At 71.6% G+C, this 14,253-nt stretch carries 15 protein-coding genes, 2 tRNA genes and 1 pseudogene; 12 read left to right on the top strand and 6 right to left on the bottom strand.

Features of this window, described 5'->3' with window-relative positions; all coding sequences use genetic code 11:
- Window positions 1-15 precede the first annotated feature (15 nt).
- Window positions 16-933 carry a M48 family metallopeptidase gene (locus QFW81_RS09405; protein ID WP_280578485.1) on the bottom strand — a complete coding sequence of 306 codons (918 nt, stop codon included), beginning with the start codon at window positions 931-933 and terminating at the stop codon, window positions 16-18.
- An 18-nt stretch (window positions 934-951) separates the two neighbouring features.
- A complete protein-coding gene (locus QFW81_RS09400) occupies window positions 952-2,832 on the bottom strand; it encodes an SUMF1/EgtB/PvdO family nonheme iron enzyme (RefSeq protein ID WP_280578483.1) in 1,881 nt (626 codons plus the stop codon).
- 107 nt (window positions 2,833-2,939) lie between these two features.
- Here QFW81_RS09400 and rnd point away from each other — a divergent pair, with 107 nt between their 5' ends.
- From rnd to QFW81_RS09380, 4 genes are all read left to right on the top strand, one after another.
- Window positions 2,940-4,073 carry a ribonuclease D gene (gene rnd, locus QFW81_RS09395; RefSeq protein WP_280578482.1) on the top strand — a complete coding sequence of 378 codons (1,134 nt, stop codon included), beginning with the start codon at window positions 2,940-2,942 and terminating at the stop codon, window positions 4,071-4,073.
- A 15-nt stretch (window positions 4,074-4,088) separates the two neighbouring features.
- Window positions 4,089-4,164 (top strand) — tRNA-Ala (locus tag QFW81_RS09390).
- 158 nt (window positions 4,165-4,322) lie between these two features.
- Complete coding sequence (locus tag QFW81_RS09385) at window positions 4,323-5,363, top strand: patatin-like phospholipase family protein (protein ID WP_280578481.1); 1,041 nt, start codon at window positions 4,323-4,325, stop codon at window positions 5,361-5,363.
- An 85-nt stretch (window positions 5,364-5,448) separates the two neighbouring features.
- On the top strand, window positions 5,449-6,072 hold the full coding sequence (locus QFW81_RS09380) for a trimeric intracellular cation channel family protein (protein ID WP_280578480.1): 624 nt from the start codon (window positions 5,449-5,451) through the stop codon (window positions 6,070-6,072).
- A gap of 122 nt (window positions 6,073-6,194) precedes the next feature.
- On the opposite strand, the gene arsJ is transcribed toward QFW81_RS09380, so the two are convergent.
- The 4 genes and pseudogenes from arsJ to QFW81_RS09360 form a co-directional block, all read right to left on the bottom strand.
- Entirely contained in the window at window positions 6,195-7,421 is a 1,227-nt protein-coding gene (gene arsJ / locus QFW81_RS09375; RefSeq protein ID WP_280578479.1) for an organoarsenical effux MFS transporter ArsJ, read from the bottom strand.
- 3 nt (window positions 7,422-7,424) lie between these two features.
- A complete protein-coding gene (locus tag QFW81_RS09370; RefSeq protein WP_280578477.1) occupies window positions 7,425-8,429 on the bottom strand; it encodes an ArsJ-associated glyceraldehyde-3-phosphate dehydrogenase in 1,005 nt (334 codons plus the stop codon).
- A gap of 114 nt (window positions 8,430-8,543) precedes the next feature.
- Window positions 8,544-8,693, bottom strand: a pseudogene (locus tag QFW81_RS09365) (arsenical-resistance protein); the annotation flags it as partial.
- Window positions 8,694-8,741: 48 nt separating this feature from the next.
- Window positions 8,742-9,092 (bottom strand): ArsR/SmtB family transcription factor, encoded by a 351-nt coding sequence (locus QFW81_RS09360; protein WP_280578476.1) that lies wholly within the window; start codon window positions 9,090-9,092, stop codon window positions 8,742-8,744.
- A 50-nt stretch (window positions 9,093-9,142) separates the two neighbouring features.
- Between QFW81_RS09360 and arsH the strand changes: the two genes are divergently transcribed.
- The 8 genes from arsH (at window position 9,143) to amaB (ending at window position 14,244) form a co-directional block, all read left to right on the top strand.
- Complete coding sequence (gene arsH / locus QFW81_RS09355; protein ID WP_280578609.1) at window positions 9,143-9,925, top strand: arsenical resistance protein ArsH; 783 nt, start codon at window positions 9,143-9,145, stop codon at window positions 9,923-9,925.
- 11 nt (window positions 9,926-9,936) lie between these two features.
- Window positions 9,937-10,077 carry a hypothetical protein gene (locus QFW81_RS09350; protein WP_280578475.1) on the top strand — a complete coding sequence of 47 codons (141 nt, stop codon included), beginning with the start codon at window positions 9,937-9,939 and terminating at the stop codon, window positions 10,075-10,077.
- A complete protein-coding gene (ccoS, locus tag QFW81_RS09345) occupies window positions 10,074-10,289 on the top strand; it encodes a cbb3-type cytochrome oxidase assembly protein CcoS (protein ID WP_280578474.1) in 216 nt (71 codons plus the stop codon). Before QFW81_RS09350 ends, ccoS begins: the two co-directional genes overlap by 4 nt.
- Window positions 10,279-11,001 carry a sulfite exporter TauE/SafE family protein gene (locus QFW81_RS09340; RefSeq protein WP_280578473.1) on the top strand — a complete coding sequence of 241 codons (723 nt, stop codon included), beginning with the start codon at window positions 10,279-10,281 and terminating at the stop codon, window positions 10,999-11,001. The genes ccoS and QFW81_RS09340 overlap by 11 nt, the downstream gene beginning before the upstream one ends.
- 91 nt (window positions 11,002-11,092) lie before the next feature.
- Window positions 11,093-11,548 (top strand): azurin, encoded by a 456-nt coding sequence (gene azu / locus QFW81_RS09335; protein WP_280578472.1) that lies wholly within the window; start codon window positions 11,093-11,095, stop codon window positions 11,546-11,548.
- Between the two features lie 200 nt (window positions 11,549-11,748).
- On the top strand, window positions 11,749-12,417 hold the full coding sequence (locus QFW81_RS09330) for a DUF4136 domain-containing protein (RefSeq protein ID WP_280578471.1): 669 nt from the start codon (window positions 11,749-11,751) through the stop codon (window positions 12,415-12,417).
- Between the two features lie 154 nt (window positions 12,418-12,571).
- Window positions 12,572-12,648 (top strand) — tRNA-Arg (locus QFW81_RS09325).
- A gap of 60 nt (window positions 12,649-12,708) precedes the next feature.
- The gene (gene amaB, locus QFW81_RS09320; RefSeq protein ID WP_280578469.1) at window positions 12,709-14,244 is read left to right on the top strand and encodes an L-piperidine-6-carboxylate dehydrogenase; all 1,536 of its coding nucleotides are present in this window, start codon (window positions 12,709-12,711) and stop codon (window positions 14,242-14,244) included.
- Window positions 14,245-14,253 lie beyond the last annotated feature (9 nt).

The raw sequence follows: 14,253 nt of genomic DNA, 5'->3' as shown, positions 1-14,253 counted from the left end.
GCGGGTCGCGCGCGGCTAACGCGCCGCGCCACCGGCGGGACCGGCGCCGCAGAAGCGTTCGCGATACTCGAGGGCCTTGGGCATCAGCGACTGCAGGTTGGCGATGCGGGTGCCGGGATTGGGGTGGGTGGAGGAGAACTCCGGCGGTGCCTGGCCACCACTCGCCTCGCCCATCCGCTCCCAAAGCGGCACCGATTCCTGCGGGTCGAAGCAGGCCGCGGCCGCGAGCATCAGCCCGACCTCGTCGGCCTGGGTCTCGTGCTTGCGCGCGTACGGCAGCAGGTAGCCGTAACCCATCGCGGCCATGATCATCTGCTGCTGCTGCGGGTCCATGCCGCTCATCGCGCCGGCCATCTGCCCCACCTGGCTGAGTTTCTGCTGGGCCATGCGCTGCGCGCCGTGGCGCAGCAGTGCGTGCGCGATCTCGTGGCCCATCACCACCGCCATCGCGTTCTCGTTCTGCGCCACCGGCACCAGTCCGGTGTAGACGGCCATCTTCCCGCCCGGCAGGCAGAAGGCATTGGCCTGCTCGGATTCGATCACATTGACTTCCCACTCGAAGCCGCGCGAGAAGGTCGGCGCCGGCTGGCCGTTCTCCGCCGCCAGTGCGGCTTCCACCTCCGGAACCTTCGCCACCAGCCGCTGGGCGATGCTGCGCACCTGCTGCGCGATCGGCGAGTTCGGGTCCACCGGCTGCTCCTGCTGCAGGATTTCCTGGTAGGCCTGCAATCCCAGCGCCTTCTCGTCGTCGATCGACAGGCCCTTGTCGATCAGCACCGACTCGCCGGTGACCGCGTCCACCGACTGGTTCGAGAACCAGTAGTAGACCCCGTAGCCCGCGAACAGCAGCAGGATGATGAAGCGGGGATTGATGCCGCGGCGGCGCGTGGCCGGCTGTCCCGCGTGGCGCCCACCGAACGGATCGCGTCGCATCAGTCTGTCTCCCCGGTCCTACAGGTCGCGCACGACCCGGAAGCCGAGCCGCGCATTGGTGGTGTCCACGTTGGCCGGGGCGCGCCAGGCCGAGCGCGTCTGCGCCGGCGAACTGGCCCAGGACCCTCCCCGGATGACCTGGTCGCGACATCCGGGGTTGACCCATGCCGAGCCGTCCCCGGGCGCCCGCCGGTAGCCATCATGCCAGCAGTCGGCCACCCACTCGCTGACGTTGCCAGCCAGGTCGTGAAGACCCCATGCATTCGGCACCATCCGGCCCACGGGGGACGGGCCCCAGTAGCCGTCGCCGTAGCCGCCGAACGCATTGGCCCAGGCACGGCCGGCGGGAGAACGGTCGCGCGCGCCGGTGGTGTTGGCCACGCGCGGCGGGGGCTCCCCATCGCCCCATGGATAGCGGCCCTGCCCGCCTGCACGCAGCGCATACTCGAACTCGGCCTCGCTCGGCAGCCGGTAGCGCTTGCCGGTCTGCGCCGCCAGCCATTCGGCGTAGGCCTGCGCATCGCGCGCGCTCACGTGCAGCACCGGGAGGCCGTCGTCGGCGGGCCGGCCGAGGTAGTCGGAGAACCAGTCCACCCCGCTGCGGCGCACGAAGTTGCCGCTGCGCTCGTCGTACACCATCGAGAACCCGCGCCGCGCGGCGCGCGTGCGGTGCCCGGTCGCGGCGATGAAGCGGCGGAACTCGCCGACCGTGATCTCGCGGATCGCCATGCCGAAGCCGCGCTCGAAGCGGATCGCGTGGGCGGGCCGCTCGTAGTCGCTGGCGTCGACTTCGCCGTCGCGCGCGCCCATGGTGAACGCCCCGTGCGGCACCACCGCCATCTGCGGCCCGCGCCCGCCGGTCTCGAGCGCGTCGGTGAACACCTGTCCGGGTGCGTACAGGCCGTAGTGCACCGCCAGGTCGATGCGCTCGCGCAGTTCGGACGCCACCGGATCGCCCGGGCGCGCGATGCGCAGCAGCTCGGCCAGGTGCCGGCGGGCGACATCGACGCCGCCGAACTTCGGCAGCGCCGCGATCCCGAGGTCGCGCAGGCGCGCGATGCGCGTGGCGCGCAGGCGGTCCACGCGTGCGTGCGCGTCCACCACGGTCTCCAGTCCCTGGTCGGGCCGGACTTCGGCCGCGAACGCGAGCCAGCGCCGTGCGAGGTCGAATTCGCCCGCATCGGCGGCATCCTCCGCGCGCCGGATCATCGCGCTCTCCACCGCAGCCACGCCCTGCAGCGCCCGCGGCTGCGCGGGCTGCAGGTCGAGCGCGTCGCGGAAGGCCCCCAGCGCACCGCCACCGGATTCCCCCAGGCGCCCTTCGGCGAGCGCGCGCTCGCCCGCGGCGTTGAGCGCGCCCACCCGTTCGGCGAGGTCCACGCGCTGCAGGAATTCCAGCACCGCGGCGTCCTCGGCGTCGACCGTGCGCGCCACCGCCGCCAGCCGGCGCGCACGCGGAAGTGCGCCGGCATCCTCCCCGGCGGCCGCCAATGATGCCTCGCCCTGTTGCAGCACGCGCTGCAGGGCGCGACGCAGCCCGGCTTCGGCGTGACGACCGTGCCCGGGCAGGGTCGACAGCGCCAGGTAGAGCGGGATCGCGGCGTCGGCATCCTCGTGCAGCCGTCCGTCCGCCAGCGCCTCGTCGGCACGGCGGCGCAACGCCTGCGGATCCGTGTCCGACAAATCCACCGCCGGCACCTGCCAGGTCAGACTGCCCGCGGCCCGGTCGTCGCCGCTGATGGTGACGCTGCCGGTTCCGGCTTCGCTCTGCTCGACCGGAGCCGGCACGCCATCGGCATCGGGCGCCGCGGCCGGATCGCGCGTGCAGCCGGCCACGGACACGGCGCACACGGCCAGCGCGATCCAGGCCCTGCGCAAGACGGACTTCTTCGACGGCATCGCCACCAGATTAAGCCATCGCGACCGGGGAGGCGACGCGTCCGCCGGCACACCGCGGAGGCGCCCAGGATTGCCACCCCGGGCCGCCGGCCGTTAGGCTGCCGCCCATGTCGTCATCGTCCGTGCACTGGGTCACCGAACCCGCCGTCCTGCGTTCGCATCTCGAAACCGTCACCACCCGGGTTGCGATCGACACGGAATTCATCCGCGAACGCACCTACTGGCCGCAACTGTCGCTGGTGCAGCTGGCGCTGGAAGCGGCCGCGCCCGCAGCGCCGGTGATCCTGCTGCTCGACATGCTCGCGCCCGGCATGCCCGAGGCGCTCGCACCGCTGCTGCGCGAGCGGTCCGTGGCCAAGGTGATGCACAGCGCCAGCGAGGACCTGGTCGCGTTGCGGCGTACCTGCGACGCGTTGCCCGAGCCGCTGTTCGACACCCAGATCGCGGCCGGGCTGGCCGGCATCGGCGCGGGCCTGGGCTACCAGCGACTGGTGCAGGAACTGCTCGGCATCGCCGTGGACAAGGGCGAAACCCGGTCGGACTGGATGAAGCGCCCGCTGTCGCCGTCGCAGCTGGCCTATGCCGCCGACGATGTGCGCCACCTGTTCGCGCTGCACGACGCACTGTCGGCGCGGCTGGACGCGCTGGGGCGACGCGCGTGGTTCGACGAGGATTGCGCGCGCCTGCTGGACAATGCACGCAGCGACGAGGGCGAACGCTGGCCGCACCTGTCGCTGCGCAGCGCGCAGTTCCTCGACGACGCGGGACAGCGCCGCCTGCTGCGCCTGTTGCGCTGGCGCGATGCGCAGGCGCGGCGCAGCGACCGTCCTCGCACCTGGGTGCTGGACAACGACCTCGCCGCGGCGCTGGCGCGCGAGGCGCCGGCGGACCGCGGCGCACTCGACCGCCTGTTCGAAACGCACCCCAAGGCGCCGCGCAAGCTCGCAGGTTCCGTGTTCGAGGCGCTGGGCACGCCCCTGCCCGACGAGGACGACGCGCCCGCGCCTCGCACCAGCGAGCGCGACCGCAAGGCGCTGCGCCGGCTGCAGGACGCCGTGGCCGCGCGCAGCGGCGAACTGGGGCTGCCCGACGGGGTGCTGGCATCGCGCCGCTGGCTGGAATCGCTGCTCGACGGCGAGGACTGGCCCGGCGTGCTCTCGGGCTGGCGCCGGAGCGAACTCGAACCCGCGCTCGCGCCGCTGCTGCTGCCGGCTGGCGACGACGGCTCTACACCCGTATAATCGCCGTCCTGCCGTGGGGCCATAGCTCAGCTGGGAGAGCGCGTCGTTCGCAATGACGAGGTCGGGAGTTCGATCCTCCCTGGCTCCACCACTCGATACCGCATGGAAGAGGCCGGCCACACGCCGGCCTTTTTCATGCCTGCGCCGGCGTGGTTCGCGCGCAAGGCGCGGGCGTCCGGCGCGACGGCTTCAGCTGGCGACAGGCCGCTGGCCGCTATGCTCGCCGCGGTGTCCAACGCCCGCCCACGCATGCGCCCGATTCCACGCCGGATCCGCCCGTTCTGCGCCACGCTGCTGTGCGTCGTGCTCGTCGCCTGCGGCGGCGGTGAGGCCACCCGTCCGCCTGCGCCGCCGGCCCCGACTCCGGTCGCGCCTGCCGCGGTTTCCCCGCCGCCGAAGGTCGGACTGGCGCTCGGCGGCGGCGCGGCCAAGGGCTTCGCACACATCGGCGCGATCAAGATGCTCGAAGCCAACGGCATCCGCGCCGACGTGGTCGCCGGCACCAGCGCCGGCAGCGTGGTCGGCGCGCTCTACGCCAGCGGCATCGACCCGTTCCGGATGCAGGAGCGCGCGGTCGCGCTGGACGAGTCCACCCTGCGCGACATCCGGCTGTTCTCCGGCGGCCTGGTCCAGGGCCAGGCCCTGCAGGACTACGTGAACGCGGAGGTCGGCCGACTCCCGATCGAGCGGATGAAGAAGCCCTTCGCGGCCGTGGCCACGCGGCTGGATACCGGCGATCGCGTGGTGTTCGTACGCGGCAACACCGGCCAGGCGGTGCGCGCCTCGAGCAGCGTCCCCGGCGTGTTCGAGCCCACCCGCATCGGCCGGCACAGTTACGTCGACGGCGGCGTGGTCAGCCCGGTGCCGGTGGACGCGGCGCGCCAGCTGGGCGCGGACGTGGTGATCGCCATCGACATCTCCAGCAAGGCGGGCGGGCGTACGCCGACCGGCATGGCCGGGATCGTCAACCAGTCGATCACGATCATGGGCCAGACGCTGGGGCGGCAGGAACTCGAACGCGCGGACGTGGTGATCCGGCCGCAGGTCAACGAGATCGGGCCGGTGAGTTTCGAGCAGCGCAACGCCGCCATCCTCGAGGGCGAACGCGCCGCGCTCGCGGCGATGCCTGCGATCCGCGCGCGCCTGGCCGAGATCGAACGGACCCGCCGCGATGCCGCCACCCGCGAGGCCGCGGCGCGCGAGGCCCGCGAGGCGCCGGTGGACATCGACTGCGGCGACAGCTGGGTGCGCCGGCTCAACCCCTTCGCGAAAGACCAGCCCTGCGGATGATGCCCGGTCGGGCGCGGGCCCGTGTCCCGGCTTCCGCGCGTCGCCGCCAAGGGCCATCCTCGTCGCATTCCCACCGGCCAGGCCGATGACCTCCACCTTCGTCGCGATCATCGACTTCGTCGGCACCTTCGCGTTCGCGATCAGCGGCGCACTGGTGGCGGTGCGCCATCGCCTCGACCTGTTCGGCGTGCTGGTGCTGGCGTTCGCCGCAGCCACGGCCGGCGGCATCATCCGCGATGTGCTGCTGGGCGCGACGCCGCCGGTGTCGGTGCTCGACTGGCGCTATCTCGCCGTGTCCAGCACCGCCGGCCTGCTCACGTTCTACCGCCACGAGCAGGTCGAGCGCATGCGCAACCCGGTGCAGCTGTCCGATGCGGTCGGGCTGTCGCTGTTCGCGGTGCTCGGCGCGGACAAGGCGCTGGACGCCGGACTCGGCCCGACCGGGGCGATCATGCTCGGCATCCTGTCGGGTGTCGGCGGCGGGATCGTACGCGACGTGCTGGTGGCGCAGGTTCCGAGCGTGCTGCAGCGCGAGCTGTATGCGATCGCTGCCTTCGTCGGCGCGACCGTGGTGGTGGCCGGCGATGCGCTGGACCTGCCGCCCACGCCCGTGACCGTGGGCGGCGCCACCGCCTGTTTCGTGATTCGCTGGCTGGCGATCCGGCGCGGCTGGCGGCTGCCTGTCTCACGCGGGGGCGGTCCGGCATAGCCGGCAACGCTGCCGCCTACGCTCGAAACGTTGGCCGGCAGAGCCGATGCGGTGAACATCCGACCATCGAGTGAGGCGAACCGGCCGGAGTCGCGTCGCGGATCCACGCACTCAGCCGGATGTCACTCCCTCCCCGACCGCGCCCTGGGCACCGCCGGCAACGCGCGCACGATCAGCGCCGCCAGCGCGACGAACACGCCGGAAATCACCAGGCACGCGCCGATTCCCGCGACCTGGAACACCCAGCCCGACAGCACCGTGCCCAGCAGCCGGCCCATCGCATTGGCCATGTAGTAAAAGCCCACGTCCAGCGACACGCCGTCGCGCGCCGCATGGCCGACGATCAGGTAGCTGTGCAGCGACGAGTTGACCGCGAACAGCACGCCGAACACGGCCAGCCCGCCCACCAGCACCGGCTGCGGCGGTACACCGGCGCCGAGCATCGCGGCCATCGCCAGCGGCACCAGGGCCAGCGCCGCGCCCCACGCGAACGCCGCGCGCCCGCCGGGCATGCGCGCATCATCGCGTCCGGTGACGTACGGCGCCAGCGACTGCACGAAGCCGTAACCGATGATCCACGCCGCCATGAACCCGCCCACCTGCCAGAAATCCCAGGCCAGCGTGGTGGACAGGAACACCGGCAGCGCGACCACGAACCACACGTCGCGCGCACCGAACAGGAACATCCGCGCCGCCGACAGCAGGTTGATCGCACGGCTCTTGGACAGGACGTCGCGGAACTTCGGCCGCGCGCTCGCCTTGCCCAGCTCTCCCTTGAGCAACACCAGGCTCGCCAGCCACACCAGCAGCAGCGCCGCGGCCATGATCGCCACCGCTGGCGCGAAGCCGACCGCGGTCAGCAGCACGCCGCCGAGGAAGAAGCCGACGCCCTTGAGCGCGTTCTTCGACCCGGTGAGGGCCGCCACCCAGCGATACAGCGTGCCCGGGCGATCGTCCGCCACCAGCAGCTTGATGCTGCTCTTGGCGCTCATCTTGTTGAGGTCCTTGGCGATGCCCGACAGCGCCTGCGCCGCCATCACCCAAACGACGGTCAGCCACGCCGCTGGCACCAGCAGCATCCCCAACGCCAACACCTGCAGCGCCAGGCCGATGTGCATGGTGCGGTTGAGCCCGATCCGCGCGCCCAGCCAGCCGCCGACGAGGTTGGTGACCACGCCGAAGAATTCGTAGAACAGGAACAGCAACGCGATCTGCAGCGGGCTGTAGCCCAGCTGGTGGAAATGCAGCACCACCAGCATGCGCAGCGCGCCATCGGTGAGGGTGAACGCCCAGTAGTTGCCGGTGACCAGCAGGTACTGGCGCACGTCGGGCGACAGCCGTGCGGACATGCGTCAGCCCGCCCCGCCGACCAGCCGCACCAGTTCCACGGTGCGGTTCACGTAGCCCCATTCGTTGTCGTACCAGGCGTAGATCTTCACCTGGGTGCCGTTGACCACGAGGGTCGACGGCGCATCGACGATCGCCGAGCGCGGATCGTGCAGGAAGTCGATCGACACCAGCGGCCGTTCCTCGTAACCGAGGATTCCTGCAAGTTCGCCTTCCGCCGCGGCGCGCAGCAGTCCGTTGACTTCCTCCACCGTGGTCGCGCGCTCGACCTCGAACACGCAGTCGGTGAGCGAGGCATTGGTGAGCGGCACCCGCACGGCATGGCCGTCGAGGCGGCCGCGCAGTTCGGGGAAGATCTCGGCGATCGCCGTCGCCGAACCGGTCGAGGTGGGGATCAGGCTGCTGCCGCAGGCGCGCGCGCGGCGCAGGTCCTTGTGCGGCGCATCGACGATCACCTGGGTGTTGGTGAGGCTGTGGATGGTGGTCAGGCTGCCGTGGCGGATGCCGAGCCCCTCGTGGATCGCCTTCACCACCGGCGCCAGGCAGTTGGTGGTGCACGAGGCGGCCGACACGATGCGGTGCCGCGCGGGATCGAAGCGCTGGTGGTTCACGCCCATGACGATGTCGAGCGCGCCGGCGGCCTTGATCGGCGCGGTCACCACCACCCGCTTCACGCCCTGGTCGAGGTAGGGCTGCAGCACGTCGGGCTTGCGGAACTTGCCGGAGGCCTCGATCACGACGTCGCAGGCCGACCAGTCGCTGGCGGCGATGTCGTGGTGGCGGCTGACCGGGATGCGCACGTCGTCGATCACCAGTGCGCCGTCTGCCGCGCGGATGCCGCGATCCCAGCGCCCATGCACCGAATCGAACTGCAGCAGGTGCGCCAGCGTGGCCGGGTCGCCTGCGGGGTCGTTGATGTGGACGAAGGCCGGGCCTGGGTCGCCCCAGGCCGCGCGCAGGGCCAGGCGCCCCATCCGTCCGAAGCCGTTGATGCCGATGCTGATACTCATGCGATGTCCGATGGAGTGAATGGAAACCCGGAGGGCACGTCGCCCCGGCCGGGCGTCGTTGCGGCCTGCGCCGCTATCCGGGTGGACCGGACACGAATCACCGGTCGCGCGCCCCTACCAGCCGCGCGACCCGTTGGCCACGCGCACCAGCGACAGCATCGCCGGCACCTCGACCAGCACCCCCACCACCGTCGCCAGTGCGGTGCCCGACTCGACGGTGAACTGCACGATCGCGGTGGCGACGGCGAGTTCGAAGACGTCGCTGCGCCAGCGTGGCGGACGACGTGTGCGTTCTGGCGGAGCCCGGTGCGCTCATGCTGCTGGCGCCTTTCGACGCCTGGCACCCGGCGCGGATCGCGCCGGCCGGCACGCCGCGGCGTCGCCGCCGCAGCAGTTGTGGGTCAGGAACCCGATCAGCTCCTGCATCGCGTCGAAGTCGGTGCGGTAGTGGATCGAGCGGCCCTGCGGCATCGCGACGACCAGGCCCGCGGACCCCAGCTCCTTGAGATGGAACGAGAGCGTCGCCGGCGGAACCGACAAGGTCTCCGAGATCACGCCGGCCGCGAGTCCCGCGGGGCCGGCCTCGACCAGCAGGCGGAACACGGCCAACCGGGTGTCCTGACCGAGTGCGGCGAGCGCAACGGTTGCATGTTTCATTTCCATATTTCTAGAATAGTCGAAATATCATGACCGCAACAAGACAGCCAATGCCCATGCCCGTGACCGACCTGCCCAACCTCGCTCCCGACACGCTCGAGCTCCCCGACCGGGCCCGGCTGGATCCAGCGGACCCCTCCCACCCGCCCCGCATCCTCCTGCTCTACGGTTCGCTGCGGCCGGAATCCTACAGCCGCAAGCTCGCGCTGGAAGCCGAACACCTGCTGCGCGCGATGGGCGCCGAGACCCGCGTGTTCGACCCGCACGGCCTGCCGCTGCAGGGCAGCACCACACCCGACCATCCCAAGGTCCAGGAGCTGCGCGCACTCTCGCTGTGGTCGGAAGGCCAGGTCTGGGTGAGCCCGGAGCGCCACGGCAGCCCGACCGCCGTGTTCAAGAACCAGATCGACTGGCTGCCGCTGGAAGACGGTGGGGTGCGCCCCACCCAGGGACGCACGCTGGCGGTGATGCAGGTCTGCGGAGGATCGCAGTCGTTCAACGTGGTCAACGCGCTGCGACTGCTCGGACGCTGGATGCGGATGGTGACCATCCCCAACCAGTCCTCGGTGCCCAGGGCCTGGCAGGAGTTCGACGCGGACGGGCGGATGAAGCCCTCGCCGTACTACGATCGCGTGGTCGACGTGATGGAGGAACTGGTGAAGTTCACCTGGATGGTCCGCGGCCGCAGCGACTACCTCACCGACCGCTACAGCGAACGCAAGGGCGCGGCGGCGGCCACCGCGCTGGCGCAGGCGTCGGGCACGGTCGAATCCGCGCCTCCGATGCCGGCCCGACCGGTGGCGACGAGGACCGCCAACGGCCCGGCCTGCTGCCGCTGAGGGGGCCGGCCATGCGCGCGGTGATCCACCACGACCCCGCCTGCGGCACGTCGCGTAACACGCTGGTGCCCTGGATCGCCGCACTGGGCATGGCCGGCTCGTCCCTGGCGGTCACCCTCAACGCGCTGCGGCTGGCGAGGCGCGACGCATGAGGATCCTGCTGCTGGTGCCGATCGGCCTGGTGCTGCTGGGGTTGGCGGTGTGGGCGTTCGTGTGGACGGTGCGGCGGGGCCAGTTCGACGATCTCGACACGCCCGCGCTCGACATCCTCACCAACGACGACGACACGCCGCGTCGCAGCACGATCTTGTCGAGCTCATCGACCTCGCCATCGACGTCGCTCCGGACGCCCGATGCCGATTGACTGGCTGGTCCTGCTGGCCTCGCTCACGGCCGGACTGGTCGGGGGACTGCACTGCGCCGCGATGTGCGGGGGCATCGCCACCGGACTGTCGGCGACCGCGCCCGGCGGCGGCTGGGCCGGCGCGCTGCAGCTCAACCTGGGACGGATCGGCGGCTACGCGCTGGCGGGGCTGGCGGTAGGCGCCCTTGGCCACGGACTGGTGTGGTTGCTGGCCAATCCGTGGCTCGGCATCGCGCTGCGCGCGCTGGCCGGTGCGGCGCTGGTGGCGGTCGCGCTGCGGCTGCTGGGCGTGCGCGTCCTGCCCGGCTTCCTGTCGCGTCCCGGCACGCGCGCCTGGGCCTTCCTGCAGCCGCTGCAGCGGCGCCTGCTTCCGGCTGACACCCTACCGCGTCGGCTCGGCATCGGCGCGCTGTGGGGCTGGCTGCCCTGCGGCCTGAGCTTCAGCCTGCTGACCGTGGCCTGGCTGCAGGCGCATCCGCGCAACAGCGCGCTGACCATGCTCGCCTTCGGCCTCGGCACCCTGCCGGTGATGCTGCCGCTGACCTGGTCGGGCCAGCGCATGGGCCGCTGGCTGCAGCGCCCCGGCCTGCGCACGGGCGCGGCGATGCTGGTGCTCGCACTGGGGCTGCTGGCCATCGCCGCACCGTGGCTGATGCGCGTGCCCGCGCTGCACGGCGTGCTCGCGGCGCTCGGCTGCCGGCCGCTGCCGTGAACCGCGTGGGCTGCCGCAGATTCAGCCGCGCGCGCGCCGGGTGCGCGACAATGCGGTCCACAGGAACGACCCACCTCCCTCGGAGTACGCCATGCACCTTCACGCTTCCCTGCTCGCCCTGGCCCTGCTCGCCTGCGCGGGCGCCGCGCAGGCCGCGCCCAACTGCACGATCAAGCTCGAGGGCGGGGACAACATGCAGTTCGACCAGAAGACCGTCAGCGTCTCGGCCGGCTGCAAGTCCATCACGCTGGAACTGCAGCACACCGGCAAGCTGCCGGTGGCCGCGATGGGCCACAACATCGTGCTCACCGCCACCCCGGATGCCGATGCCGTGGCCAAGGACGGCATCAAGGCCGGCGCCGCGGCGAACTACGTGCCGGCCGGCGACGCGCGCGTGCTGGCGGCGACCAGGCTCGTCGGCGGCGGCGAGTCCGCGACCGCCTCGCTGCCCGGCAGCAAGCTCGAGCCCGGCGGTGCCTACACCTTCTTCTGTTCGTTCCCCGGACACGCGTCGCTGATGCGCGGCACGGTGACCGTGACGCCCTGACCGCGCAGGCGTGTCGTCGTGCGCGGCGTGCCGACAGCGCCGCTGCGCGAGTCCGGCCTCCGGACTCCGGCGGGACTCGTGTGCACGACCTCCGCGCCGCGGGTGTCGCGCGCATTTGCGCGACGTCGACGCGCCGAAGGCGTAGATTCGGGCACGGGCCGGCACGACCGCGCCCTTCCCGCCCCATCCGGAGCCGACACATGGACCTGTACCGCCCCGCCTGCCCCCCGCGCCGCCGTGCCGTCGATCGGCTCGTCATCACGATCGCGCTCGCGATCGCCAGTGTCGCCTGCGCGGGGACGCAGGTGAGTGCACCGGATACGCCGCAGCGCGTCACCGTGCGGCACGAGGCGAGCGCGATGCCCGGCGCCACCTACGCCTGGTTCCCCATGCCGCGCCAGCTGGCGGCCGAACATGACCCCAGGATCGAGGATCCCCAGCTGCGCGCACGGCTGCAGTCCGCCCTCGAGCGCGCAATGCAGGACAAGGGCTACCGGAAGGTGGACGACATGGCCGGCGCGGACTTCCTGCTGGCCTGGCGCGCGGGCGTGCGCGATGTCGACCAGGTGCGCGCGACGCCCGCCGATCCCGTGCGGGGCACGCCCATGGCGGGCGTGGCGTGCACCGGCGGGACATGTTCGCAACTGGTGATGGTCGGCAACGCGGGGGCGCCGGCCGCGCGCGTCCACCATCATGTGGAGGTCGAAGGCGGCCTGCTGGTGGAGGCCATCGATCCGGCGACCATTGCCCTGTTGTGGAGCGCATACAGCCGCGGCAGCGTACATGCCTCGGATGCCGGCGATGCCGGCCTGGATGCCATCGTCGGCGAGACTCTGCGGCGCTTCCCCGCGTCTCCTGCGGACCGCTGACCCGTCGAATACCCCGCCCGCGGCTTCGCGCGGGTACGGATTGGCGCAGGATCGACGCGGGGCGCCCTGTCGCCACCGCGCTGCGTCGCCGCGCTCGTCGCGGGCGGCACGGTTGGGGAAACGCCGGGCCGCGTGCGAAAATCCCCGCACTGCTGCCCCCGTAGCTCAGCTGGATAGAGCGTCCCCCTCCTAAGGGGAAGGTCGTGCGTTCGAATCGCGCCGGGGGCGCCACCCATCGCACGCGCCCGCTGCCGCTTCGCGGCCCCGCGGCGTACAGGAGTCCGCATTCCCATGACCCATCCCGTCCTCACCGCGCTCGGCCTCGGGGCCGAAGAATCCGGCACCTACCTCGGCAACGGCGAGTGGTCGCCGGCCAGCGGCGCCAGCACGATCGAACCGGTCAACCCCACCACCGGCGAGGTGCTGGCCCGCGTCGGTGCGTCCTCGCAGGCCGACTACGAGTTGATCGTCGAGCGCGCCCAGGCCGCGTTCAAGGTCTGGCGCACCACGCCGGCGCCGCGTCGCGGCGAGGCCGTGCGCCTGTGCGCCGAGGCGCTTCGCACGCACAAGGACGCGCTGGGTTCGCTGGTGGCGCTGGAGATGGGCAAGTCCAAGCCCGAGGGCGATGGCGAGGTGCAGGAGATGATCGACATCGGCGAATTCGCCGTCGGCCTCTCGCGCCAGCTCTACGGCCTGACCATGCATTCGGAACGGCCGGGCCACCGGATGTACGAGCAGTGGCACCCGATCGGACTGGTCGGGATCATCAGCGCGTTCAACTTCCCGGTGGCGGTCTGGGCCTGGAACGCGTTCGTCGCGGCTGCCTGCGGCGACATCTGCATCTGGAAGCCTTCGCCGAAGACCCCGCTGTCCGCGATCGCCTCGATGAAGATCTGCAACGAGGCGCTGCGCAAGGGCGGCTTCCCGGACCTGTTCTTCCTGTTCAACGACGCCGGCAGCGAGCTGGCGCAGCAGTTCGTCGACGACCGCCGCATCGCGCTGGTGAGCTTCACCGGCTCGACCAAGGTCGGGCGCATGGTCGGCGAGCGCGTCGCGCGCCGCATGGGCCGCAGCCTGCTGGAGCTGGGCGGCAACAACGCGATCATCGTCGACGAGACCGCCGAGCTGAAGCTCGCGATCCCGGCGATCGTGTTCGGCGCGGTCGGCACCGCCGGCCAGCGCTGCACCACCACCCGCCGCCTGTTCGTGCACGAGTCGGTGTACGACGACGTGCTGGCCAAGCTGGTCACCGCCTACAGGCAGGTGGAAACCAAGATCGGCGATCCCACCGACCCGGCCAACCTGATGGGCCCGCTCAACAGCCCCGAGGGCGTGCAGGCCTACCTGGATGCGGTGGAGAAGGCCAAGGCCGCCGGCGGCACGATCGAGACCGGCGGCGCCGCACTCACCGACCGCAAGGGCTACTTCGTGCTGCCGACCATCGTCACCGGCCTGTCGAACGATGCCGACATCGTCCAGCACGAGACGTTCGCGCCGATCCTGTACGTGATGAAGTACCGCGAGCTGGACGAGGCGATCGCGATGCAGAACGACGTGCCGCAGGGCCTGTCCTCGGCGATCTTCACCACCAACCTCAAGCGCGCCGAACAGTTCCTGGCGGCCTGGGGCTCGGACTGCGGCATCGCCAACGTCAACATCGGCACCTCGGGCGCCGAGATCGGCGGCGCCTTCGGCGGCGAGAAGGAGACCGGCGGCGGTCGCGAGTCCGGCTCGGATGCATGGAAGGCCTACATGCGCCGCCAGACCAACACCATCAACTACTCCGACGCGCTGCCGCTGGCCCAGGGCATCAAGTTCGACCTGTAGCGCGTCGCG

It is taken from the genome of Luteimonas kalidii, from assembly GCF_029887935.1.
In the GTDB taxonomy this organism is placed as follows: domain Bacteria; phylum Pseudomonadota; class Gammaproteobacteria; order Xanthomonadales; family Xanthomonadaceae; genus Luteimonas; species Luteimonas kalidii.
This window is presented reverse-complemented; position numbering and strand designations above follow the sequence as displayed.